This is a genomic window from Streptomyces sp. NPDC107546 (assembly GCF_055639175.1).
Map to the genome: position 1 here is coordinate 1 of NZ_JBVKBA010000012.1, position 23,860 is coordinate 23,860.

Sequence of the window (23,860 nt, forward strand, 5' to 3'; positions counted from 1 at the left end):
CAGGCTCCACGGACCCGAAACGGAGGAGGAAAAAGAGAAAAAAAGAGCCGAGCCCCGCCCCCCCGGGGGTGCCCGGGCCCCGGCTCGTTTCTCCTCTTGTCACTCCTCGGTGTCGCGTACGTGGATCCGGCGCAGGCTCGTCGCCGCCAGTGCCGCCGCCCCCACCAGGACCACCGCCCCGGCGATCGCCGCCCCGTGCATCCCGGCGGTGAACGCCTCCCGTGCCGCGGCCAGCAGCTCCGCTCCCGCCCGGCCCGGCATTCCGTGGGCCACCGCCAGCGCGCCGCCCAGGGTTTCGTGGGCTGACGCCGGGGCCGACGCCGGGATCTCGTGCCGGTAGACGGCCGTACCGATGGAGCCGAGGACCGCCATGCCGAGGGCGCCGCCGAACTCGGTGCCGGTCTCCATGACGGAGGACGCCGCACCCGCCTGCTCGACCGGGGCGGTGCTCATGAGGAGGTCGGACAGCTGGGACATCACGACGACGACCCCGGAGGCGAGGACGCCGGCGGCGGCGAGGGTGAGCCACAGGGAGTCGGTGCCGGCCAGGACGAGCATGCCGTATCCGGCCGCGGTGACGGCGAAGCCGGTGGCGACGACGTGCCCGCGGTTGGCGCCCCTCTGGACGAGCTGGGCGGTGACCGGTCCCGCGACGCCGATGAGGACCGAGGGGAGCAGGCTCCACAGTGCGGCCTCCAGGGGGCTCTTGCCGAGGACCGACTGCAGGTATTGGGTGGTGAAGAGGGCCGAGCCCATCATCCCGAAGGCGGAGACCAGGGTGAGCACGACCGACGGGGTGAAGCCGGGGGCGCGGAACAGGGCCGGTGAGATCAGCGGGGAGGCCGCGGTGCGCTGCCGGTGGACGAACAGCGCGGCGAAGAGCAGCCCGGCAGCGACCGACACGACGTACGGCACGTGCCAGCCCTCGGAGGGGATCTCCTTCAGGCCGTAGACCACGGGGAGCACGGCGGCCATCGACAGCGGGACGCTCACCCAGTCGAAGCGACCGGGGTTCGCGCTGCGGGACTCGGGGAGCAGGACCGGGCCGAGGGCGAGCAGGAGCAGCATCGCGGGCAGGTTGACCAGGAAGACCGAGCCCCACCAGAAGTGTTCGACGAGGACGCCGCTCATCACCGAGCCGAGCGCGATCCCGCCCGTCATCACGCCCGACCACAGGCCGATCGCCTTCGCGCGTTGGCCGGGATCGGTGAACATCGTGCGCAGCAGGGCCATGGTGGAAGGCATCAGGGTGGCCCCGCCGATGCCGAGCACCGCTCGCGCGGCGATCAGGGTCTCGGCGCTGTTCGCGTAGGCCGCGAGCACCGAGGCGGTGCCGAAGGCGGCGGCGCCCATCAGGAGCAGTCGGCGGCGGCCGATGCGGTCGCCCAGGGAGCCCATCGTCATCAGCAGGCCGGCCAGGACGAAGCCGTAGATGTCGAAGATCCACAGCTGCTGGGTGCTGCTCGGCTCCAGGTCCGCGCTGATCGCGGGGATCGCGAAGTAGAGGACCGAGACGTCCATCGAGACCAGCAGCAGCGGAAGCATCAGGACGCCCAGGGCGGTCCATTCACGGCGGCCGGCGCGGGCTTTCGCGCCCGGTGCGGTCGTGGTCGTGCTCGTCGGGTTCGTCATGCCAGGGACTGTACGGACGTCTTAAACGCTTGTCTAGTACGGTTGTTTAAATCGTTCGTCTAGGACGGCCGTATGAATCGCGGTAGGGTCGTGGGCATGGGACACCGTGAGGATCTGCTCGAGGGCGCCAAGCGCTGCCTGCTGGAGAAGGGGTTCGCGCGTACGACGGCGCGCGACATCGTCAGGGAGTCGGGGACCAACCTGGCGTCGATCGGCTACCACTACGGGTCGAAGGACGCGCTGCTCGCACAGGCCTACGTGGCGCTGGTCGAGGAGATGTCCGATGCCTTCGAGGGGAGCGAGGAGATCCGTGGCGAGCCCGGCTCGCTGGAACGCTTCCGGGAGGTCTGGTCCAACATCATCGCGACCATGCGGGAGCCCGGTTCCGTGTGGCGGCTGAGCGTGGAGATCGTGGCGATGGGCGACCAGATGCCCGAGCTGCGCGACCACCTGGCGCGCGCCCAGCGGGAGGGCTCGCGCGGCTTCGTGGCGTTCTTCACGGGCATGCGCGAGGAGGACGTCCCGGAGGAGACCGTGGACACGCTCGGCGCCTTCTACACCACCCTGATGCTGGGCCTCATCACGCAGTGGTCCTTCGACCCGAAGAGTGCCCCCGACGCCGACCGGCTCACCGAGGGGCTGCGTCAGGTGATCGCAGGAGTCGAGAAGGGCTGAGGCCCGCTCAGCGGGTGGTCAGCACCATCCGGAAGCGGGCGGCGCCGGACAGCATCTTCTGGTACGCCTCGCCCGCCTGGTCCAGGGGCACGGTCTCGACCATCGGGCGGATCCCGTGCAGGGCACTGAACGCCATCGTGTCCTGCACGTCCTGCGAGGTGCCGGACGGGTGCCCGCGGAGAGCGGACGGTCCTACAGTCGCGCCCCCTTCAGCGCCATGTGCAGCAGCAGACGGTCTTCGCCGTCGTCCAGATCCAGGCCCGTGAGCTGCTCGACGCGGGAGAGGCGGTAGTACAGGGTCTGGCGGTGGACGCCCAGTTCGGCGGCCGTGCGGCCCGCCTGGCCCGCGCAGTCCAGGAACACCTCGGCGGTGCGGGCCAGTTCGCGGTGGGCGGGGGTCAGCAGGGCGCTGACGGCCGGATCGTGGGCCGCCTGCGGTGGCAGCGACGTCAGCAGGCGGTACGGGCCGATGGCAGACCACTGGGCGATCGGGCCGAGCCGGGGCTCCGCCAGGGCGGCGCGGGCCGCCGCCGATGCCTCCTGCCAGGCCGCGCCCAGCTCGGCGAGGCCGTGCCGGGCGCCGGCCACCCCGGCGGCGGAGCCCGCGCCGTGGTGTCCCGCCTCCCGCAGCAGCCGGGTGGCCGCCGTCAGCGCCGGCGTCAGCACGTCCGCCGAGCGCAGCCGCACCAGCAGCGCGAGGCTCTGGCCGGTGGTGCCCCACGGCACCGTGCACAGCGCGGTGGCCGCCGGGATCGTCCGGGCCGACGGCGCGTCGTCCGGGTCGGCCGAGGGCCAGGGCGCGACACAGACCACCGTGTGCAGGCCCTCGCCGCGCGTGCCCAGCGCCGTCCGCAGCTCGGCCACCGCCATGTCCTGCGGCCAGCCGCGCTCCGCCGTCAGCACGGCGCGCAGCTCACGCGTCACCTCCGCGCCCGCCTGCGCCTCCTCCGCGAGCAGGTCGCCGATCCGCGTCGCGATCTCCATCGCGGCCGACAGCTGCGTCTCGGAGGGGCCCGGCTCGTCGGCCAGCAGCCACACATAGCCGAGGACGACACCCCGATGGCGTACCGGCAGGCAGATCCTTCCCCGGTACACGCCGGCCTCCGGAGTGGGCGGAATCCGCACCGGCCCGGTGGCGCGCGCGATGCCGAAGCCCTCGAACCACTTCCGCACCGCCGCCGTGGAGCGGCGCGTGAGGATCGAGCGGGTGCGCACGGGGTCGAGGGACGCCTCGTCGAAGTCGCCCTCGCTGTCGTACGCGGCGAAGGCGATCAGCTCGAAGTCCCGGTTCTCCAGGGTTGCCGGGGCGCCGAGCAGCGCGGAGATCTCGTCGACGAGCTCCTGGTAATCGCCGCGCCCTGCCTTGAAAACGTCCGCCACAGGGGCATTCTCCCGCATTTTCCCATCCCGCTCATACATCTGTCTGAGATCCGGGGCACGGATGCGTGACAGCTGTCGATGGCCGACGATCGGAGGGATCCTTAGGTTTCACGGTGGTTCTCCGTGCCGTACCCGAATGGTCGGGTCGCGGCCTCTTGCCCGTTCTGTGGAGGTGCCCCGTGCTGGGTCCCGTGATTCTCGCCGCGTCGCGCAGCGACCGGATGCGACGCCTGATCTCGGCGGCCCCGGTGACCAAGCAGGTCGTCGACCGCTTCATCCCGGGCGAGACGGTCGACGACGTCGTGCCGATCATCCAGGACCTCACCGGCAAGGGGCTGGAACTGACGATGGACGTCGTCGGCGAGGACATCACGACCCCCGAGCAGGCCGCGGCCGCGCGCGACGCCTACCTGGAGCTGATCGACCGGCTGGAGCCCCTGGAGCTGGGCACCCGCGCCGAGATGTCGGTGAAGCTGTCGATGTTCGGCCAGGCGCTGGAGGACGGCCACGAGCTGGCCCTCAAGAACGTCCGTCCGGTCGTCGAGGCGGCCGCGGCGATCGGCACGACGGTCACGCTGGACGCGGAGGACCACACCACCCTCGACTCGATGTTCGCCATCCACGAGGAGCTGCGGAAGGACTTCCCGCAGACGGGCTGCGTCATCCAGGCCTACCTCTTCCGCACCGAGGCCGACGCCCGCCGCCTCGCCGCGAGCGGCAGCCGCGTGCGTATCGTGAAGGGGGCGTACAAGGAGCCCGCGTCGGTCGCTTACCAGAACAAGCACGAGACCGACAAGGCGTACGTCCGCATCCTGAGGACCCTCATGGAGGGCGAGGGATACCCGATGATCGGCTCCCACGACCCGCGCCTGATCTCCGTCGCCCAGGAACTCGCCCACCGTGCCGGGCGCAAGATGGACGAGTACGAGTTCCAGATGCTGTACGGCATCCGCAGCGAGGAGCACCTGCGCCTGGCCGCAGAGGGCCACCGCATGCGCGTCTACACGGCGTACGGCACCGACTGGTACGGCTACTTCATGCGTCGTCTGGCGGAGAAGCCGGCGAACCTGCGCTTCTTCGTCCGCTCGATGGTCAGCAAGGGCTGAGCCCGCACCCCCGCTCGCAACACCGCTCACGTCAAGGAGTTACGGAACCCATGGACGCTGTGACCCAGGTCCCCACCCCCGTCAACGAGCCGGTGCACGGCTACGCCCCCGGCACGCCCGAGCGTGCCCGCCTGGAGGTCAAGCTCAAGGAGCTGGCCGAGAACCCGATCGACCTGCCCTGCACCATCGGCGGCGTCCGGCGCATGGGCGGCGGCGAGGAGTTCCAGGTCGTGCAGCCGCACAACCACAAGGCCGTCCTCGGCACCTACCGCAACGCCACGCAGCAGGACGCCCAGGACGCCATCGACGCCGCCCTGGCCGCAGCGCCCGCCTGGCGTGCGATGTCCTTCGACGACCGCGCGGCGATCATCCTGCGCGCCGCCGAGCTGCTGGCCGGTCCCTGGCGCGAGACGCTGGCCGCCTCCACCATGCTCGGCCAGTCCAAGACCGCCCAGCAGGCCGAGATCGACACCCCGTGCGAGCTGGTCGACTTCTGGCGCTTCAACGTGCACTACGCCCGCCAGATCCTGGCCGAGCAGCCCCCGGCCAACTCCCCGGGCGTGTGGAACCGCCTCGACCACCGCCCGCTGGAGGGCTTCGTCTACGCGATCACCCCGTTCAACTTCTCCGCGATCGCGGGCAACCTGCCGACGGCCCCGGCGCTGATGGGCAACGTCGTGGTCTGGAAGCCGTCCCCGACCCAGACCCACGCCGCCGTCCTGCTGATGCAGCTCTTGGAGGAGGCGGGCCTGCCCAAGGGCGTCATCAACCTCCTCACCGGCGACGGCATCGAGGTCTCCCAGGTCGCCCTGGAGCACCGGGACCTCGCGGGCATCCACTTCACCGGTTCCACCAAGACCTTCCAGTACCTGTGGAAGACGGTCGGCAACAACATCGAGAAGTACCGCTCCTACCCGCGCCTGGTCGGTGAGACCGGCGGCAAGGACTTCGTCGTGGCCCACCCGTCGGCCGACCGCGCGGTCCTGAAGACGGCGCTCACCCGGGGTGCGTTCGAGTACCAGGGCCAGAAGTGCAGCGCCACCTCCCGCGCATACATCCCGGCGTCGATCTGGAACGACGGCTTCAAGGAGCAGTTCGCGGCCGAGGTCGACGGCATCAGCATGGGTGACGTCACCGACCTGTCGAACTTCATCGGCGCCGTCATCGACGAGCGCGCCTTCGCCAAGAACAAGGCCGCGATCGACCGCGCCAAGGAGGACCCGGCCTGCACGATCGTCGCGGGCGGCTCCTACGACGACTCGGTCGGCTATTTCGTGCGCCCGACCGTCATCGAATGCAGCGACCCGGAGAACGAGGTGTTCCGCACCGAGTACTTCGGCCCGATCCTCGCGGTCCACGTCTACGAGGACGACAAGTACGACGAGATGCTGACCCAGATGGAGTCGGTCTCGGACTACGCCCTGACGGGCTCGGTCATCGCGAACGACCGTGCTGCGGCGGCGTACACGGCCGAGAGGCTCCGCTACGCGGCCGGCAACTTCTACATCAACGACAAGTCGACCGGCGCCGTGGTCGGCCAGCAGCCCTTCGGCGGTGGCCGCGCCTCCGGTACGAACGACAAGGCGGGCGCCCCGCAGAACCTGCTGCGCTGGACCCTGACCCGCGCGATCAAGGAGACGCTGGTCCCGCCGACGGACTACACGTACCCGCACATGGGCTGACGCCCGCGACGGCCGGAACGGGCCGGGTTCCCGCACGGACCCGGCCCGTTGGCGTGTCGCGGGGCAGACTGGTCGCATGATCGACGCGCGGACGGTGACCGCCGACGACGGCGTACACCTGTGGGCGGCGCGGTCGGGCCGGGGTGATCCGCTGATCCTGTGCCACGGCGGGCCCGGCCTGTGGGACATGTTCGAGGACGTGGCGGAACTGCTCGGGGACCGCTTCACGGTGCTCCGCTGGGACCAGCGCGGCTGCGGGCGGTCGCAGCGGTGCGCCGGACCCTGGACGAGCGCCCGCTTCGTGGCCGATCTCGACGCCGTGCGAGGGCGGTTCGGCCTCGACCGCATGGCCCTGCTCGGCCATTCCTGGGGCGCGCAACTGGCGTTGAGCTACGCGCTGACGCACCCGGAGAGGGTGAGCGCGCTGATCTACGTCTCCGGTACGGGCATCGACTCGGACGACACCTGGCACCCCGCGTACCGCGAGAACCTCCTCGCCAGACTTGGGGAACAACCCGAACGACTCGCCCGCTGGCGAGAGTTGACCGATCGCTCCGAGCGCACCGAAGAGGAGGACCGGGAGCGGGCCGTCCTGCAGTGGTCGATCGAGTTCGAGGACCGCGAGCGGGCTCCGGAGCACGCCGGACGCATGGCCCATCCCTGGTTCGGCGTCAACGCCGAGTGCACCAGCGCCCTCAACGAGGAGCGGAAGCGCACCTGGGGCACCCCGGAGCTGCACGCCGCCTGTCGTACCCTCGACGTGCCCGTGCTGATCGTCGACGGCGGCCGGGACATCCGGCCGCGTCCGGCGGTCGACTCCCTGGAACGGGCCCTGCCGATGGTGCGGCGGGTGGTCCTGCACGATGCCGGGCACATGCCGTGGACGGAGGACCCGCAGGGATTCCGTCAGGCGGTCGCGGACGTGCTGTGACCCGGCTGGGCCCGGCGCTCTCGTGCGAGCGGCCTCCGGCACGCGGCCGTGAAGAGCCTCGTGCAGGAGAGCGGCAGGGGCGTCGGGCAGGGAGAACACGACGGAACGAGTGATACTGATCACGTGACAGCCGGAGTCCGTACCGCCCACACCGCCGACCTCGACCCCGCCGAGCTCCGGGCCGTGCGCGCGCTGCTCGACGCCGCGTTCGACGGCGACTACGACGATGACGACTGGGAGCACGCGCTCGGCGGGATGCACGTGCTCGTCAGCGACGAACAGGGGCTCGCCGCACACGGGTGCGTCATCCAGCGGCGCGCCCGGTATCGCAAGCGATGGCTGCGCGTCGGGTACGTCGAGGGCGTGGGCGTCCGCGCCGACCTGCGGCGCCAGGGACTCGGCGGGCGTGTCATGGCGGAGATCGAGCGGATCGTCGACCGCGCCTACGACCTCGGCGCGCTCTCCGCCAGCGACGACGGCGCCCACCTCTACGCCGCCCGCGGCTGGCGGCTGTGGCGCGGCCGTCTCTGCGGCCTCGGCCCCCGCGGTGTGGTCCGCCTGCGCGACGACGAGGACTGCACCTATGTGCGCCCCGCCGCAGCGGGCGACCTCGACTTCAAGCGCAAGCTGGTCTTCGACTGGCGCGACGGGGACGTCCTCTGACCGTCGGCGACGGTTTTCGCAGGTCGCGCTCGTATGGCCCACTGCGCCGTCTCAGATAGTAGGAAGTCCGAGTAATTGTGGAGACAGGCGCCCGGTCCTCACTTACTTTTGTAGAAGCCGAACGTCTCGCTCGATCAAGCGAATGGCGGTCGTGAGCCGGGCCCCGTGCAGGCCACCCCTGCGGCACCGCTCTCCGCCCCGGCTGGGGGCACCTCCCGCGCGTTGAGCAGTGGGGGAGTCTCGCAACCCCCTTTCCGCACTCCCGGATGCCGAAGGAGTCGATTTCCCATGGCCGAGACGACCGCCCGCCGCCGAGTCCGTCACGTTTCCCGTACGAGCGAGTCCGACCGCAAGAACGCCGCAGCTGCGCTTCAGCGCGCCCTCGACCGCAGGGACAACGGCGGCGCGACCGGCCACTGAGCCGCGCCTCCGCGTCCCAGGCCCTCACCCGTACGACCCCGCACCCTCACCCACAAGGCTGCACCCGTAAGCCGGGAGCCGCACCCGCGCGAGGTGCGGCGTGGCCGGGCGCCCTACACCCTCTGCCGCGCCGCACCTCGACGATGGGCCGGTGTCCGCATCGCGGACGCCCCGTGTCATTGCGTGGGACACGGAGTACGGTGCCGTCATGTCTCGCAGCATCAATCTCGCAGTGATTCCCGGTGACGGCATCGGCCAGGAGGTCGTGACCCAGGGGCTGAAGGTCCTCTCCGCCGTCCTTCCGCAGGATGTGAAGCTGGAGACCAAGGAGTACGACTTCGGCGCCCGGCGCTACCACGCCACCGGTGAGACCCTCACCGACGCCGACCTCGAGCAGCTCAAGCAGCACGACGCGATCCTGCTCGGCGCGATCGGCGACCCCTCCGTGCCGTCGGGCGTGCTGGAGCGCGGCTTCCTGCTCAAGCTCCGCTTCGCCTTCGACCACCACGTCAACCTGCGGCCCTCCAAGCTGCTGCCGGGCGTCGCGACCCCGCTCGCGGGCCAGCCCGAGATCGACTTCGTCGTGGTCCGCGAGGGCACCGAGGGCCCGTACACGGGCAACGGCGGCACCATCCGCAAGGGCACCCCGCACGAGGTCGCCACCGAGGTGTCCGTGAACACCGCCTTCGGTGTCGAACGTGTGGTCCGGGACGCCTTCGCCCGCGCCCAGGCGCGCCCGCGCAAGAAGCTGGCCCTGGTCCACAAGAACAACGTGCTCACGTTCGCGGGTCACCTGTGGACGAACATCTTCAACCAGGTGGCCGAGGAGTTCCCCGAGGTCACCACCGAGTACATGCACGTCGACGCGGCGACGATCTACCTCGTCACCCAGCCCGAGCGCTTCGACGTGATCGTCACCGACAACCTCTTCGGCGACATCATCACCGACCTCGCCGCCGCCATCTCCGGCGGCATCGGGGTCGCCGCCTCCGGCAACATCAACCCGTCCGGCGAGTTCCCGTCGATGTTCGAGCCCGTGCACGGCTCGGCGCCCGACATCGCGGGCCAGGGCAAGGCCGACCCCTCGGCCACCGTCCTGTCGGTCGCCCTCCTGCTGCGCCACCTCGGCTACGAGGCCGAGGCCGCCCGCATCGAGGAGGCCGTCTCCGCCGACCTCGCGGAGCGCGTGGGCAAGCCTGCCCGCACGACCGACGAGATCGGCGACGCGCTCGCCGTACGAGTAGCCGGCTGACCCGCCGCCCTGCTCACACCTCCTGAGTCAAGGCCGCCGGGTCGCAACCGCACCCGGCGGCTTTCCCATGCCTTCGCCGGGTGTCACCATCGACCCACCCCTGTGCTATTCCTGGGCCGTATTCACACCGTTTCTCCCCCACAGCCCGAAAGGCGTGGGGGTGCCCCCATCCCTCACCCGCTTGCCATAATCGAACGCGGAGCCGCGGATTGAGGGAATGCTCGGACGTCCTAGCACCGGCCACTGCCGGTGCGGGAGCGAGCGCGGCCCGTCACGACAACCGGTGAAGGACAACCACACATGACGACGCCCACGATCGAGCTGAAGCCCTCCTCCAACCCGCTCTCCGACGCGGAGCGGGAGGCGATGCTGGCCAACCCCGGGTTCGGCCGCCACTTCACCGACCACATGGTGACGATCAAGTGGACCGAGGGACGGGGCTGGCACGACGGTCAGCTCGTCCCCTACGCGCCGATCTCCCTCGACCCGGCCACCAACGTCCTGCACTACGCGCAGGAGATCTTCGAGGGTCTCAAGGCCTACCGCCGGCCCGACGGCTCCGTCGCCACCTTCCGCCCTGAGATGAACGCCCTGCGCTTCCAGCGTTCCGCCAAGCGCCTCGCGATGCCCGAGCTGCCGGTCGAGACGTTCATCGACGCCTGCGACGTCCTCGTCCAGCAGGACAAGGCGTGGGTGCCGGCGCACGGCGGTGAGGAGTCCCTCTACCTGCGCCCCTTCATGATCGCCACCGAGGTCGGCCTGGGCGTCAAGCCCGCCAACGAGTACCTGTTCCTGGTCATCGCCTCCCCGGCCGGCGCCTACTTCCCGGGCGGCGTCAAGCCCGTCTCCATCTGGGCGTCCGAGGACCGCGTCCGCGCCGTCCCCGGCGGCATGGGCGACGCCAAGACCGGCGGCAACTACGCGGCCTCCCTGCTCGCCCAGGCCGAGGCCGCAGCCAAGGGCTGCGACCAGGTCTGCTACCTCGACGCCGTGGAGCACAAGTGGGTCGAGGAGCTCGGCGGCATGAACCTGTACTTCGTGTACGGCAACAAGATCGTCACCCCGAAGCTGACCGGCTCCATCCTGGAGGGTGTCACCCGTGACTCCCTGCTGACGGTGGCCCGTGACCTCGGCTACGAGGCCGAGGAGGGCCGGATCTCCATCGACCAGTGGCAGGCCGACTCCGAGAACGGCGCCCTCACCGAGGTCTTCGCCTGCGGCACCGCCGCGGTCATCACCCCGGTCGGCACGGTCAAGCGCGCCACCGCCGAGTGGAAGCAGTCGGGCGGCGAGCCGGGCGAGGTCACGCTGAAGCTCCGCGAGGCGCTGCTCGACATCCAGCGGGGCACGCGCGAGGACACGCACGGCTGGATGCACCAGCTGGGCTGACGCCCGCCGCAATCCTTCAGGGGCCGCCTCGGACTTCACCTCCGGGCGGCCCTCTCTTCTCACGCACGGGAGCATGCGGCCGGCCCGCCCGCGCGTCATGAACGCAATGAACGAAACCCGAGGCGCTCTTGTCGCACCCTCGAACGCCCGGCACGTTACGGCCCATGGGACGAGAGCACTGGAAGAAGATCTGGATCGGTTCGGCCGGCAACATGGTGGAGTGGTACGACTGGTTCGTCTACGCCAGCTTCGCCACCTACTTCGCCGGGGCGTTCTTCCCCGACGGCAACCCCACGGCCCAGCTCATGAACACCGCGGGCATCTTCGCGGTCGGCTTCTTCATGCGCCCGGTCGGCGGCTGGCTGCTCGGCCGGGTCGGTGACCGCAGGGGCCGCAAGGCCGCGCTGACCCTCACGGTCACGCTGATGTCCGCCTCCGCGATCCTCATCGCGATCGCTCCGACGTACGCCGTCGCCGGATACGGCGGCGCCGCGGTGCTGCTCGTCGCCCGACTGCTGCAGGGGCTGTCGGTGGGCGGCGAGTACGCGGCCAGCGCGACCTACCTCACCGAGGCGTCCGACCCGCGCAGGCGCGGCTTCGCCTCCAGCTTCCAGTACGTGTCGATGACCGCCGGCCAGATCGTCGGCCTCGGCCTGCAGATCGTCCTCCAGCGCACCATGTCCGACGGCGCGCTGCACGACTACGGCTGGCGCATCCCGTTCGTGCTGGGCGCCCTCGGCGCGGCGGTGGTCTTCTACCTGCGCCGGAACATGCTGGAGACGGACGTCTACGAGGCGGGGGCCGACGAGAGGGAAGGAGAGGAGCGCGGCACGCTGCGCGCGCTGTGGCGGCACAAGCGTGAGGCGTTCCTGGTGATCGCGCTGACCATGGGAGGCACGGTCGCGTACTACACGTACACCACGTACCTGACGAAGTATCTGTCGAACTCGGCGGGCCTGCCGAAGCGGACCGCGACCCTGGTCTCCTTCACCGCACTGATCGTCTTCGCCTGCCTGCAGCCACTCGCCGGCCGGCTCTCCGACCGGATCGGCCGCCGCCCGCTGCTGATCACCTTCGCCGTCGGCTCGACCCTGCTGACAGTCCCGATCATGACGTTGCTGAAGCACGCGGACAGCTTCTGGCCGGCGCTCGGCCTGGCCCTGCTCGCCCTGGTCGTGGTCACCGGATACACCTCCATCAACGCCTGCGTGAAGGCGGAGCTGTTCCCGACGGGCGTGCGCGCGCTGGGTGTGGCGCTTCCCTATGCGGTGGCCAACGCCCTGTTCGGCGGAACGGCGGAATACGTCGCCCTGTGGTTCAAGGACGCGGGCGCCGAGTCCGGCTTCTTCTGGTACGTGGCGGCCTGTGCGGCCGTCTCGCTGGTCGTGTACGTCACCATGCGGGAGACCAGGGACCTGGACCTCACCCGGATGAAGGGCGCGGAGTCCTCCTCCTTGACGACCGCATCCTGAGACGGCGGTGAGCACGGGGGCGGACTGTGCCAGACTGCCCCCGTGCTCTCGTTCGCCATGATTATTGGCAGCAGGCGCGCCGGTCCGCAGTGACCGCCACGTACGACCAGGTACGGGTGGCCACCGTCGTCCTCGACCCGCGCGCAGACCTCTCGCACCCGCGAGGGGTTTTTTCGTTTCCTGGCCCACCTTCAGCCGGGGGCGGAGCGCGAGGGAGTATGGGGGGACGGTGGAACCGGTCATTCCGGTAAGACCGAGATCCAAAACAGGAGCCTTGAGACCATGACCGAGACGGCAACCAGCGAGCTCGACGACTCGTTCCACGTCTTCGACACAACGCTGCGCGACGGCGCGCAGCGCGAGGGGATCAACCTCACCGTCGCGGACAAGCTGGCCATCGCACGGCACCTGGACGACTTCGGCGTGGGATTCATCGAGGGCGGCTGGCCCGGCGCGAACCCGCGGGACACCGAGTTCTTCGCGCGCGCCCAGCAGGAGATCGACTTCCGGCACGCCCAGCTGGTGGCCTTCGGCGCGACGCGCCGCGCGGGCGGCAAGGCCGCGGAGGACCCGCAGGTCAAGGCGCTGCTGGACTCGGGGGCTCCGGTGATCACGCTGGTCGCCAAGTCCCACGACCGCCATGTCGAACTGGCGCTGCGCACGACGCTCGACGAGAACCTGGAGATGATCCGCGACACGGTGTCCCACCTGCGGGCGCAGGGCCGCCGGGTCTTCGTCGACTGCGAGCACTTCTTCGACGGCTACCGGGCGAACGCCGCGTACGCCAAGTCGGTGGTGCGTACGGCGGCCGAGGCGGGCGCCGACGTGGTCATCCTCTGCGACACGAACGGCGGCATGCTGCCGGCCCAGGTCCACGCGGTGGTCTCGACGGTGCTGGCCGACACGGGCGCCCGCCTCGGCATCCACGCCCAGGACGACACGGGCTGCGCGGTCGCGAACACCCTCGCGGCGGTGGACGCGGGCGCCACGCACGTGCAGTGCACGGCGAACGGGTACGGCGAGCGGGTGGGCAACGCCAACCTGTTCCCGGTGGTGGCGGCCCTGGAGCTGAAGTACGGCAAGAAGGTGCTGCCGGAGGGCCGTCTGCGCGAGATGACGCGCATCAGCCACGCGATCGCGGAGGTCGTGAACCTCACCCCCTCCACCCACCAGCCGTACGTGGGCGTCTCGGCCTTCGCCCACAAGGCGGGGCTGCACGCCTCGGCCATCAAGGTGGACCCGGACCTGTACCAGCACATCGACCCGGAACTGGTCGGCAACACCATGCGGATGCTGGTCTCCGACATGGCGGGCCGCGCCTCGGTGGAGCTCAAGGGCAAGGAACTGGGCATCGACCTGGGCGGTGACCGCGAGCTGGTGGGCCGGGTGGTCGAGCGCGTCAAGGAGCGGGAGCTCAAGGGCTACACGTACGAGGCGGCGGACGCGAGCTTCGAACTGCTCCTGCGCGAGGAGGTGGCGGGCAAGCCGCTGCGCTACTTCCGCACGGAGTCCTGGCGGGCGATCGTCGAGGACCGCCCGGACGGCACGCACGCCAACGAGGCCACGGTGAAGCTGTGGGCGAAGAGCGAGCGGATCGTGGCGACGGCGGAGGGCAACGGCCCGGTCAACGCCCTGGACCGCGCCCTGCGCGTGGCCCTGGAGAAGATCTATCCCGAGCTGGCCGCCCTGGACCTGGTCGACTACAAGGTCCGCATCCTGGAGGGCGTGCACGGCACCCAGTCCACGACCCGCGTCCTGATCTCCACGTCGGACGGCAAGGGCGAATGGTCCACCGTGGGCGTGGCGGAGAACGTGATCGCGGCGTCGTGGCAGGCACTGGAGGACGCGTACACGTACGGCCTGCTGCGGGCCGGCGTGGAACCGGCGGAGTAGCCACCGGGGCGGCCGATGCCGGGCCGAGGCTGCCGGCAGCCTCGGCCCGGCACCGGCGGGCTACTGCAACCGCCACTTCTGGTTCGCCGCACCCGTGCACGACCAGATCTGCGCCCGGGCCCCGTTCGCCGACGAGTTGTCCATCACATCGAGGCACTTGTTCGCCGCGATGTTCACCACGTCACCCGTCGACGCGTTGTACGACCACTGCTGCGCTCCCGTGCCGTTGCAGTCGTACAACTGCACCTTCGCCCCGTCGGCCGTCGACCCGGACGTCACGTCCAGGCACTTCCCCAGCGCCTGGATCGACCCGTCGGCCTTCACCGTCCACTGCTGCGCGGCCGTCCCGTTGCAGTCGTACAGCTGCACGGCCGTGCCGTTGGCGTTCGACGCACCCGCCACGTCCAGGCACTTGCCCGCGAGCCCCACGAACGCCCCCGACCGGTCGCCGCCGCCCGACTGCGCACCCGACCACGTGAACGTCGCCGACGTCTTCCCCGGCAGGGAGTACGTCGCGTGCTGCGCTCCCCAGTCGATCGTCACCGTCTTCGCCGACGTCGCGTCGTTGTACGCGATCAGTGCCTTCGAACCGTCCGGGTTCCGCCACGCCACGTTCGGCACGGACGACGACGCCGTCGAGGCGATGCGCTGTGCGCCCGGCCGGACGAACTTCGTCAGATGCCCCATCGTGTAGTACTCGATCGTGTAGTCGACCGTCCCGCTCGCACCGTCCCCGTTGTGGACCGTGATCAGTCCGGTGCAGGTGCCGCAGCCGCCGTTGTGCGGCCCCATGTTCTGGTCGACGGCCAGCGACCACTTCGTCACGGACTTCGCCCAGTTCCGGGTGTAGTCGACGATGTTGAGCATGTCCTCGCGCTGCTGGTTCGCGATCCAGGTGCCGCCCGAGTGCTCCGTGCCGAACGCGTCCAGCTGCGGGTACTGGTTGTGGACGGCCGTCTGCTTCGTGACGTCACCCCCGTACCCGTGCCAGGCGATCCCGCCGAAGTTCGGGTGCGAGCGGACGGCCGCGTCGTCCACCGTCTGGGCGGCGTAGGAGTCGTACGTGTCCCAGTTCCAGTCGTGCGCCAGCACCTTCGTGGTCAGACCCGCCGCCTGGAGCTTCGGCAGCAGCTCGTTCTTCGTGAAGTAGGCGAGCCCGGAGGCGTTCCAGCTCATCGACGGATAACCCGAGCAGCACGTCGGCTCGTTCTGGGCCGTGACGTACGAGACGGGGATGCCCTGGTCCCGGTAGGCCTGGAGGTACTTCACGAAGTAAGAGGCGTACGCCCCGTAGTCCTCCGCCTTCAGCCAGCCCCCGTCCAGCTGCCCGCTGTCCTTCATCCAGGCGGGCGCCGTCCACGGGGAGGCCATCACCGTCAGCTGCGGGTTCAGCTGGAGCGCCTGCCTCGTCAGCGGCACCACGTCCGCCAGGTCGTGCGCGATGGAGAACTTCGCCAGAGACGGGTCGGTCTGACCGGCCGGGACGTCGTCGTACGTGTATCCGTAGCGCGCCAGGTCGGAGGCGCCCATCGGATTGCGCAGGAACGACAGGCCGATCCCGTCCGTCGGCGAGAACAGCTTCCGCATCGTCGTGTCCCGCGTCGCCTGCGTGAGCGCCCCGCTGCTGTTCATCAGCCAGGCCGCGGTGTCCGTGAAGGACGCCCCGCCGCCGGTGAAGGTCTGGTAGCGCGTGTTCTCGTCCACGGTGAGGTTCTCACCGCTGCCACCGGTTCCGGGCTGGAAGGCGAACGGCGTCTGCGGCTGCAGGCCCCGCACCACATGGCGCCCGCCCGAGTCGTCGGTCGTGGTGAGCCAGGCGGTGACCTGTTCACCGGTCGCGTGCGCGGGCGTGGCCGCCGCGAAACCGGCGGTGGTGAGCAGCCCGGCGAGCAGCAGCCGGATCGTACGCCTGTGTCTGTTCATGGAGCGCCGCCCTTCTGGAGGTGGGGGATGGGGGCGTGCGAGGCGTGAGTAAATGACGGCTTCGTATACGCGTCAAGAGGGTGCGCGTTCAGAGGCCGAAGCGACAAGAGGCCTCATTCGGCCTGGAGTTGTGTCTGCACCCGTTGTGACGTGAAGTCTTGACGGCTCTGCGGGGCGCTAGTTAACTCACGGCGTGATCTAAGTCATGAGTGAACCATGACGACTTGATGAGTCGAGGGAAGGTCCGTCCATGCGAAGAACCGCCCTGCTCGCCTCCGCCACCCTGCTCACCGCCCTGATCCCCCTGGCGTCGGCGCGCGCGGCCGACGACCCCGCCCCCGCTGTCCCCGTCGACCGCTTCGAAGGCGAGGTGCCCTTCGCCCAGCAGCCGGCCGAGGGCATCTTCACCTGGGGCGGCGACAGCGACGACCCGCCCACGCTCCAACTGGCCGACCGCGCCGACGCCCCCGAGGGCACCAAGGTTCTCAGCGGCAGCTACGACATCAGCGGCTACGGCGGCTTCACCCACGACTTCGCCGCCGACCGGCCCGCCCACGACTGGTCCTCCCACAAGGGAATCCGCTTCTGGTGGGACGGCCGGAACGACGGCAAAAAGATCGCCTTCGAGATCAAGGACGGCGGCGCGAACGGCGAGGCGTCGGAGCTCTGGACGACCTCCTTCACCGACGACTTCACCGGCTGGAAACAGATCGAGATCCCCTTCACCGACTTCACTTATCGCACGGACTACCAGCCGGTCGGCGGAATCGACCACGTCCTCGGCCTGACGCAGATGTGGGGTTACGCCGTCACCCTCCCGGTCGGCGTCAAGGGCCACTTCGCCATGGACGACGTGGAGCTGTACGGCAAGCCCGACCAGTCGCTGCGCGCCTCCGTCACCACCGACGCCCCCGTTTACCCGGTCGAGGAGGGCGCAACGGCGACCGTCAGGGTCACCGTCGCCACCACCGGCTCCGCTCCGATCGACGAGCCCGTGACCGTGCGGTACGAGACCGGTGGCGGCAGCGCCGAGCCCGGCAAGGACTACACCCCGGTCTCCGGCACCCTCACCTTCCCCGCGGGCACCGCCTCCGGCGCCTCCCGGACCATCCGGGTCGCCACCCTCAAGGACAGGTCGGCCGAGCCCGCCGAGACCATCCCCGTCAAGCTCACGGTCACCGGAGCCAAGGCCCCTGCCGAGACACCCCAGGTGGTCGTCGACGCCCACGGACTGCCTTACCTGGACAGCAGGTTGCCCGTCAGGAAGCGCGTCGCGGACCTCCTCTCCCGCATGAGCCTGGAGGAGAAGGCCGGCCAGATGACCCAGGCCGAACGCGCCGCGCTCGCCGACCAGGGCGACATCGCCACCTATGCCCTCGGCTCACTCCTCTCGGGCGGCGGCTCCACCCCCACGCCCAACACCCCCGAGGCCTGGGCGAAGATGATCGACGGCTTCCAGCTCCAGGCGCAGGCCGCCCGTTTCCAGATCCCGCTGATCTACGGTGTGGACGCGGTGCACGGCCACAACAACCTCACCGGCGCCACGATCATGCCGCACAACATCGGCATCGGAGCCACCAGAGATCCCCGACTGGCCGAGAAGACCGGGGCGGTGACCGCCTCCGAGGTACGCGCCACCGGCGTCCCCTGGGACTTCGCGCCCTGCCTGTGCGTCACCCGTGACGAACGCTGGGGCCGCTCCTACGAGTCCTTCGGCGAGGACCCGGCGCTCGTGCAGTCCATGGAGACGATCATCCAGGGCCTGCAGGGAAGGCCGGACGGACGCGACCTCGGCCGCGACGACAAGGTGCTCGCCACCGCCAAGCACTTCGTCGGCGACGGCGGCACCGCGTACGGCTCGTCCACCACCGGCTCCTACACCATCGACCAGGGCGTCACCACGCTCACCAGGCAGCAGCTGGAGGCCGTCCACCTGGCGCCGTACGAGACGGCCGTCCGACGCGGCATCGGCTCGGTCATGCCGTCGTACTCCTCGCTCGACATCGTCGGCGACGGCCGGGGCCCCGTGAAGATGCACGCCCGCGGCGACATGATCAACGGTGTCCTCAAGGGCCGTATGGGCTTCGACGGCTTCGTCATCAGCGACTGGAACGCCATCGACCAGCTCCCCGGCGACTACGCGGCCCACGTCCGCACGGCGGTCGACGCGGGCGTCGACATGATGATGGTGCCGTACACGTACAAGGACTTCCGCACGACACTCGTCGACGAGGTGAAGGCCGGCCGCATCAGCGAGCGGCGCATCGACGACGCCGTCTCCCGCATCCTCACGCAGAAGTTCAGGCTGGGGCTCTTCGAGCACCCCTACGCCGACACCACCGGTGCCTCGCGGATCGGCTCGGCGGCCCACCGGGCCGTGGCCCGGCAGGCGGCCGCCGAGTCCCAGGTGCTGCTGAAGAACGCGCACGGCGTCCTGCCGCTGAACAAGAACCAGAAGGTGTACGTGGCCGGCTCCGACGCCGACGACCTCGGTAACCAGACGGGCGGCTGGACCATCACCTGGCAGGGCGCCTCCGGCACCCACACCCAGGGCACGACCATCCTCCAGGGCATGCGGAAGGCCGCGCCGGACGCGGCCATCACCTACTCCAAGGACGCCTCGGCGCCGACGAACGGCTACGACGTCGGTGTGGTCGTCGTCGGCGAGACCCCCTACGCCGAGGGTGTCGGTGACGTCGGCAACGGGCACGACCTGCGGCTCTCCGCCGCCGACCAGGCCGCCGTCGACAAGGTGTGCGGGGCCATGAGGTGCGCGGTGCTGATCGTCTCCGGGCGCCCGCAGATCATCGGCGACCGGCTCGGCGAGATCGACGCGCTCGTGGCGTCCTGGCTGCCCGGCACCGAGGGCGACGGCGTGGCGGACGTCCTCTACGGCAGGCGGCCCTTCACCGGGCAGCTCCCCGTCACCTGGCCGAGGTCGGAGAACCAGTTGCCGATCAACGTCGGCGACGCCTCGTACGATCCGCAGTTCCCGTACGGGTGGGGGCTCACCACGCTGACCGAGATCCCCGAGGGAGGCACGGCGACCCTGAAGGCGCTCGCGCTCGCGGCCGCCGCGGCCGACAGGACGGGCTCCGACCGGGCCGGACGCGAGATCGTCAGCAGGGCCCGGCTGCTCGTCCAGCGGAAGGCGGGGTCCGCGATGACGGCGGCCATCGCGAAACCGTTCGCCGACGCCGACCACCTGCTGCTGACGGGCAGGTACGCGGCAGCCGTGGCCAAGCTGACGGAGGCCTACCGGGCGGCGGCCTGACGGAAACCCGGTCCGGGTGGGCGGTGCGTGCCGCCCACCCGGACCGGCATCCGGGTTTGGGGGGCTTCCGGTAGGTTCGAAGTATGAACGCCGTGATCCGTCGAGGACTCCTCGCACCGCTGGTCGCCCTGCTCATGGCCACGCTCACGGTGCTGTCCACCGGTGCGCCGCGCGCACAGGCCGCCACCGGCGTCTCCGCCATCGCCCAGGCGCTTCGCAGCGGTCCCGTGTACGTCGATCCGGCCGCCTCCCGGCAGTTGTCCGTCGCGGACGCCGACGCGCTCGCCAAGAAGATCGAGGACGCGGGCAAGCCGGTCTTCCTCGTGGTCCTTCCCGCCGACTACCCGACGCGGGACCTCTTCGCCGACCTGCGCACGGCCACCGGCATCACCGGCCTGTACGGCGTCCGCCTCGGCGACCGCTTCGACGCCCGCGCCGACTCCTCGGTCCTCGGGCACAGCGCCGTGCGGAACCTGGTCACCAGCGTCCAGGGCGAGACCGCCAAGGCCCAGCTCAACGACTTCACCGACCGTGCTCTCGCCAACGTCGGCGGCCACGCCCCGTCGAGCTGGGGCACCTCCGGCAGCAGCCACCGGGGGTCGTCCACCGGGCTGATCACGCTCGCCGTGGTCCTGGTGCTCGGCGGCACCGGCGCCTACATGCTCGTACGGCGCGGCCGGCGCCGGCGGGAGGAGGAGCAGCAGGCCTCGCTGGAGAAGCTGCGGGTCGTGGTGGACGAGGACATCACCGCCTTCGGCGAGGAACTCGATCGCCTGGACTTCCGGCCGGGGGAGCCGGGCGCCGACGACGCGATGCGCGCCGACTACGCACGCGCCCTGGACGCGTACGAGGAGGCGAAGTCCGCCATGGCGGCGGCGCGGCGCCCGGAGGACGTGAAGGCCGTGACCCAGGCCTTGGAGGACGGCCGGTTCGCGCTGGCGACGCTCGCCGCCCGCCGCGAGGGCCGCCCGCTGCCCGAGCGCCGGGCGCCCTGCTTCTTCGACCCGCGCCACGGCCCGTCCGTCGCCGACGCGGCCTGGACACCTGCGGGCGGGGCCCCGCGCGAGGTCCCGGTCTGCGCGGCCGACCGGGCTCGTCTGGCCGACGGCCGCGACCCCATGATCCGCGAGGTGGACACGGAGCACGGCCGCCGTCCGTACTGGGACGCCGGCCCCGCCTACGGCCCCTGGGCGGGGGGCTACTTCGGCGGCGGCCTCCTGCCCGGGCTGCTCGTCGGCACGCTGCTCGGCAGCATGATGGCCACCCCCTCGTACGCCGCCGACTACGGCACCGGCTACGGCGACTTCGGCGGGTTCGAGGGCGGCGACGTCTCGGGCGCCGACTTCGACCCCGGGGACTTCGGCGGCGGCTTCGGGGACGGCGGGGGAGGGGACTTCGGCGGAGGCGGCGGGGACTTCAGCGGGGGGTTCTGACCGCCTGCGGAGCGGGAGCGTCGGTCCGAGCAGAGGTCGGGAGAAGACGCGAGCGCCCGCCCTCCTGATCCGGGAGGGCGGGCGCTCCGCGTCGGTTCCGGCGGGGTCACGCCTGCTTGATCGCCGAGATGTCGAAGACCAGCTTGATCTTGTCGGAGACCAGCACACCGCCCGTCTCGAGGGCCGCGTTCCAGGTCAGGCCCCACTCGGAGCGCAGGATCTCCGCCTTGCCCTCGAAGCCCACGCGCTCGTTGCCGAACGGGTCCTTGGCCGCACCGTTGAACTCCAGGTCGATGGTGATCGGCTTGGTCGTGCCGAGGATCGTGAGGTCACCGGTGATCCGGTACTCGTCGCCGCCGAGCGCCTCCGCGCGAGTGGAGCGGAACGTCATCGTCGGGTGCTCGTCGATCCTGAAGAAGTCGGAGCTCTTGAGGTGGTTGTCGCGGTCGGCGGAGCCGGTCTCGATGCTGTCCATCGTCACGTCGATGGAAGCCGTGGACTTCGACGGGTCCGAGCCGTCCAGGTGCAGGGTGCCGGTGAAGTCCTTGAAGCCGCCCTTGACGTTGGTGACCATCGCGTGCCGGGCCACGAACCCGATGGTGCTGTGCGCCGGGTCCAGCGTGTACTCGCCGGTCAGTGCGGCGAGGTCCGGGTTCACTGCGGCGGCCGGTGCGGTCTCGGTGCTGTTCCTGCGGCTGAAGATGCTCATGACGTGCTCCTTTGGGGGACGGATCGCGGTCCCGGAGGGAGGCCGCGGCTCGAAGCTGTTTAATATTCAACGAGCTCAACAGGAGAGACGGTAGACCTATTCCGTTCGACTTTCAACATCATCCGGTGCGTGTCCGCCACGGAGTCTCCGCGGCGCCTGTGCTTCGGGTCGACCGGTACCGTTGGGCATGTCGCATTCGGCCGTTCGAGGCCCCCTGTCACTCGGGCGATGGCATGTGCCGCCCGCCATGGTGTGATCGCTCTCCGCCTCCGACTTTGTGGGAGCCTGACAACGCCGAGGCCCTCTGGGCAGTCAGAACGGCTGCATCCGGGCAGTGTTCTGTTCAGGGTTACCAGGAAAACGGGCCTGAGACTGTACGGAGTCGACGGCGAGCTTTCCTTGGTTGACTTCGTAAGGTCGCTACATGACCGTTTTGGACGAGGCTGTGGATTCCGGGAGCGAGCCCGCGGACGCGCGCGGGCGGGTCGCCGAACTGCACGAGATCCGCAAGCAGGCGCTCGCGGGCCCGAGCGAGAAGGCGACCGAGGCGCAGCACGCCAAGGGCAAGCTGACCGCCCGGGAGCGCATCGAACTGCTTCTGGACCCAGGTTCCTTCCAGGAGGTCGAGCAGCTGCGCCGGCACCGGGCGACCGGGTTCGGCCTGGAGTCGAAGAAGCCGTACACCGACGGTGTGATCACCGGCTGGGGCACGGTGGAGGGCCGCACGGTCTTCGTCTACGCCCACGACTTCCGCATCTTCGGGGGCGCGCTGGGCGAGGCCCACGCCACCAAGATCCACAAGATCATGGACATGGCCATCGCGGCCGGGGCGCCGCTCGTCTCCCTCAACGACGGTGCGGGCGCCCGCATCCAGGAGGGTGTGAGCGCCCTCGCCGGCTACGGCGGCATCTTCCAGCGCAACACCAGGGCCTCCGGTGTCATCCCGCAGATCTCGGTGATGCTCGGCCCGTGCGCGGGCGGCGCGGCCTACAGCCCCGCCCTGACGGACTTCGTGTTCATGGTCCGTGAGACCTCGCAGATGTTCATCACCGGCCCGGACGTGGTCAAGGCGGTGACCGGCGAGGAGATCACGCAGAACGGTCTGGGCGGCGCGGACGTCCACGCCGAGACCAGCGGTGTGTGCCACTTCGCGTACGACGACGAGGAGACCTGCATCGCCGAGGTGCGCTACCTCCTCTCCCTGCTCCCGCAGAACAACCGGGAGAACCCGCCGCGGGTGGAGTGCGCCGACCCCGTCGACCGCCGCTCGGAGGTCCTGCTCGACCTGGTGCCGGCGGACGGCAACCGGCCGTACGACATGGCCAAGGTGATCGAGGAGATCGTCGACGACGGCGAGTACCTCGAGGTCCACGAGCGCTGGGCGCGGAACATCATCTGCGCGCTGGGCCGGCTGGACGGCCAGGTGGTCGGCATCATCGCCAACCAGCCGCAGACGCTCGCCGGTGTGCTCGACATCGAGGCCAGTGAAAAAGCTGCGCGTTTTGTGCAGATGTGTGACGCTTTTAACATCCCGTTGGTGACGTTCCTGGACGTTCCCGGGTTCCTTCCGGGTGTCGACCAGGAGCACGGCGGCATCATCCGGCACGGGGCGAAGCTGCTGTACGCGTACTGCAACGCGACCGTGCCGCGGATCTCGCTGATCCTGCGCAAGGCGTACGGAGGTGCGTACATCGTGATGGACAGCCAGTCCATCGGGGCGGACCTCACCTACGCCTGGCCGACCAACGAGATCGCCGTGATGGGCGCGGAGGGCGCGGCCAACGTCATCTTCCGCCGTCAGATCGCAGGGGCTGAGGACCCCGAGGCCATGCGGGCGCGGATGGTCAAGGAGTACAAGTCCGAGCTGATGCACCCGTACTACGCGGCCGAGCGGGGCCTGGTGGACGACGTCATCGACCCGGCCGAGACCCGCGAGGTCCTGATCAGGTCCCTGGCGATGCTGCACGCGAAGCACGCCGACCTGCCGTCCCGCAAGCACGGCAACCCCCCGCAGTAACCGGGCGGA

At 70.2% G+C, this 23,860-nt stretch carries 17 protein-coding genes and 1 pseudogene; 13 read left to right on the forward strand and 5 right to left on the reverse strand.

Annotation, left to right across the window (positions count from 1 at the left end; translation table 11 throughout):
* Positions 1-99: 99 nt before the first annotated feature.
* Positions 100-1,632, reverse strand: a complete 1,533-nt coding sequence (locus tag ACZ7L1_RS19080; protein WP_471438548.1) for an MFS transporter — start codon at positions 1,630-1,632, stop codon at positions 100-102.
* Between the two features lie 96 nt (positions 1,633-1,728).
* Between ACZ7L1_RS19080 and ACZ7L1_RS19085 the strand changes: the two genes are divergently transcribed.
* Positions 1,729-2,307, forward strand: a complete 579-nt coding sequence (locus ACZ7L1_RS19085) for a TetR/AcrR family transcriptional regulator (RefSeq protein ID WP_471438550.1) — start codon at positions 1,729-1,731, stop codon at positions 2,305-2,307.
* Between the two features lie 7 nt (positions 2,308-2,314).
* Here ACZ7L1_RS19085 and ACZ7L1_RS19090 read toward each other — a convergent pair.
* Positions 2,315-2,488: pseudogene (locus tag ACZ7L1_RS19090) on the reverse strand (alcohol dehydrogenase); the annotation flags it as partial.
* A gap of 11 nt (positions 2,489-2,499) precedes the next feature.
* Entirely contained in the window at positions 2,500-3,705 is a 1,206-nt protein-coding gene (locus ACZ7L1_RS19095) for a PucR family transcriptional regulator (RefSeq protein WP_471438551.1), read from the reverse strand.
* 161 nt (positions 3,706-3,866) lie between these two features.
* Between ACZ7L1_RS19095 and ACZ7L1_RS19100 the strand changes: the two genes are divergently transcribed.
* The 9 genes from ACZ7L1_RS19100 (at position 3,867) to cimA (ending at position 14,495) form a co-directional block, all read left to right on the forward strand.
* Positions 3,867-4,793: a proline dehydrogenase family protein gene (locus ACZ7L1_RS19100; protein ID WP_471438552.1), complete on the forward strand. Its 927-nt coding sequence runs from the start codon at positions 3,867-3,869 to the stop codon at positions 4,791-4,793.
* 50 nt (positions 4,794-4,843) lie between these two features.
* On the forward strand, positions 4,844-6,475 hold the full coding sequence (pruA, locus tag ACZ7L1_RS19105; protein ID WP_471438554.1) for an L-glutamate gamma-semialdehyde dehydrogenase: 1,632 nt from the start codon (positions 4,844-4,846) through the stop codon (positions 6,473-6,475).
* A gap of 76 nt (positions 6,476-6,551) precedes the next feature.
* On the forward strand, positions 6,552-7,406 hold the full coding sequence (locus ACZ7L1_RS19110) for an alpha/beta fold hydrolase (protein WP_471438555.1): 855 nt from the start codon (positions 6,552-6,554) through the stop codon (positions 7,404-7,406).
* 123 nt (positions 7,407-7,529) lie between these two features.
* On the forward strand, positions 7,530-8,069 hold the full coding sequence (locus ACZ7L1_RS19115; RefSeq protein WP_471438556.1) for a GNAT family N-acetyltransferase: 540 nt from the start codon (positions 7,530-7,532) through the stop codon (positions 8,067-8,069).
* Positions 8,070-8,357: 288 nt separating this feature from the next.
* Positions 8,358-8,489, forward strand: a complete 132-nt coding sequence (locus ACZ7L1_RS19120) for a hypothetical protein (RefSeq protein WP_103838047.1) — start codon at positions 8,358-8,360, stop codon at positions 8,487-8,489.
* A 208-nt stretch (positions 8,490-8,697) separates the two neighbouring features.
* Positions 8,698-9,741, forward strand: a complete 1,044-nt coding sequence (locus ACZ7L1_RS19125) for a 3-isopropylmalate dehydrogenase (protein WP_471438558.1) — start codon at positions 8,698-8,700, stop codon at positions 9,739-9,741.
* Positions 9,742-10,041: 300 nt separating this feature from the next.
* Positions 10,042-11,130: a branched-chain amino acid aminotransferase gene (locus tag ACZ7L1_RS19130; RefSeq protein WP_471438560.1), complete on the forward strand. Its 1,089-nt coding sequence runs from the start codon at positions 10,042-10,044 to the stop codon at positions 11,128-11,130.
* 164 nt (positions 11,131-11,294) lie between these two features.
* Positions 11,295-12,602, forward strand: a complete 1,308-nt coding sequence (locus tag ACZ7L1_RS19135; RefSeq protein ID WP_471438561.1) for an MFS transporter — start codon at positions 11,295-11,297, stop codon at positions 12,600-12,602.
* 282 nt (positions 12,603-12,884) lie between these two features.
* Positions 12,885-14,495, forward strand: a complete 1,611-nt coding sequence (cimA, locus tag ACZ7L1_RS19140; RefSeq protein WP_263232240.1) for a citramalate synthase — start codon at positions 12,885-12,887, stop codon at positions 14,493-14,495.
* 60 nt (positions 14,496-14,555) lie between these two features.
* On the opposite strand, the gene ACZ7L1_RS19145 is transcribed toward cimA, so the two are convergent.
* Positions 14,556-16,418, reverse strand: coding sequence for a ricin-type beta-trefoil lectin domain protein (locus tag ACZ7L1_RS19145; RefSeq protein WP_471438563.1), 1,863 nt, complete (start codon positions 16,416-16,418; stop codon positions 14,556-14,558).
* A 250-nt stretch (positions 16,419-16,668) separates the two neighbouring features.
* Here ACZ7L1_RS19145 and ACZ7L1_RS19150 point away from each other — a divergent pair, with 250 nt between their 5' ends.
* Positions 16,669-19,692 carry a glycoside hydrolase family 3 protein gene (locus tag ACZ7L1_RS19150; RefSeq protein WP_471438564.1) on the forward strand — a complete coding sequence of 1,008 codons (3,024 nt, stop codon included), beginning with the start codon at positions 16,669-16,671 and terminating at the stop codon, positions 19,690-19,692.
* A gap of 83 nt (positions 19,693-19,775) precedes the next feature.
* Positions 19,776-21,125, forward strand: coding sequence for a hypothetical protein (locus ACZ7L1_RS19155; protein ID WP_471438566.1), 1,350 nt, complete (start codon positions 19,776-19,778; stop codon positions 21,123-21,125).
* A gap of 106 nt (positions 21,126-21,231) precedes the next feature.
* Here ACZ7L1_RS19155 and ACZ7L1_RS19160 read toward each other — a convergent pair whose 3' ends face one another.
* Positions 21,232-21,834, reverse strand: coding sequence for a YceI family protein (locus ACZ7L1_RS19160; RefSeq protein ID WP_471438568.1), 603 nt, complete (start codon positions 21,832-21,834; stop codon positions 21,232-21,234).
* 424 nt (positions 21,835-22,258) lie between these two features.
* Between ACZ7L1_RS19160 and ACZ7L1_RS19165 the strand changes: the two genes are divergently transcribed.
* Entirely contained in the window at positions 22,259-23,851 is a 1,593-nt protein-coding gene (locus tag ACZ7L1_RS19165) for an acyl-CoA carboxylase subunit beta (RefSeq protein WP_471438569.1), read from the forward strand.
* Positions 23,852-23,860 lie beyond the last annotated feature (9 nt).

Bases quoted from the DNA above. Each gene is read 5' to 3' on its own strand.
- ACZ7L1_RS19080 (WP_471438548.1), bottom strand. From the start codon at position 1,632: ATGACGAACCCGACGAGCACGACCACGACCGCACCGGGCGCGAAAGCC.
- ACZ7L1_RS19085 (WP_471438550.1), top strand. From the start codon at position 1,729: ATGGGACACCGTGAGGATCTGCTCGAGGGCGCCAAGCGCTGCCTGCTG.
- ACZ7L1_RS19095 (WP_471438551.1), bottom strand. From the start codon at position 3,705: ATGCGGGAGAATGCCCCTGTGGCGGACGTTTTCAAGGCAGGGCGCGGC.
- pruA (WP_471438554.1), top strand. From the start codon at position 4,844: ATGGACGCTGTGACCCAGGTCCCCACCCCCGTCAACGAGCCGGTGCAC.
- ACZ7L1_RS19110 (WP_471438555.1), top strand. From the start codon at position 6,552: ATGATCGACGCGCGGACGGTGACCGCCGACGACGGCGTACACCTGTGG.
- ACZ7L1_RS19120 (WP_103838047.1), top strand. From the start codon at position 8,358: ATGGCCGAGACGACCGCCCGCCGCCGAGTCCGTCACGTTTCCCGTACG.
- ACZ7L1_RS19125 (WP_471438558.1), top strand. From the start codon at position 8,698: ATGTCTCGCAGCATCAATCTCGCAGTGATTCCCGGTGACGGCATCGGC.
- ACZ7L1_RS19130 (WP_471438560.1), top strand. From the start codon at position 10,042: ATGACGACGCCCACGATCGAGCTGAAGCCCTCCTCCAACCCGCTCTCC.
- ACZ7L1_RS19135 (WP_471438561.1), top strand. From the start codon at position 11,295: ATGGGACGAGAGCACTGGAAGAAGATCTGGATCGGTTCGGCCGGCAAC.
- cimA (WP_263232240.1), top strand. From the start codon at position 12,885: ATGACCGAGACGGCAACCAGCGAGCTCGACGACTCGTTCCACGTCTTC.
- ACZ7L1_RS19145 (WP_471438563.1), bottom strand. From the start codon at position 16,418: ATGAACAGACACAGGCGTACGATCCGGCTGCTGCTCGCCGGGCTGCTC.
- ACZ7L1_RS19150 (WP_471438564.1), top strand. From the start codon at position 16,669: ATGCGAAGAACCGCCCTGCTCGCCTCCGCCACCCTGCTCACCGCCCTG.
- ACZ7L1_RS19155 (WP_471438566.1), top strand. From the start codon at position 19,776: ATGAACGCCGTGATCCGTCGAGGACTCCTCGCACCGCTGGTCGCCCTG.
- ACZ7L1_RS19160 (WP_471438568.1), bottom strand. From the start codon at position 21,834: ATGAGCATCTTCAGCCGCAGGAACAGCACCGAGACCGCACCGGCCGCC.
- ACZ7L1_RS19165 (WP_471438569.1), top strand. From the start codon at position 22,259: ATGACCGTTTTGGACGAGGCTGTGGATTCCGGGAGCGAGCCCGCGGAC.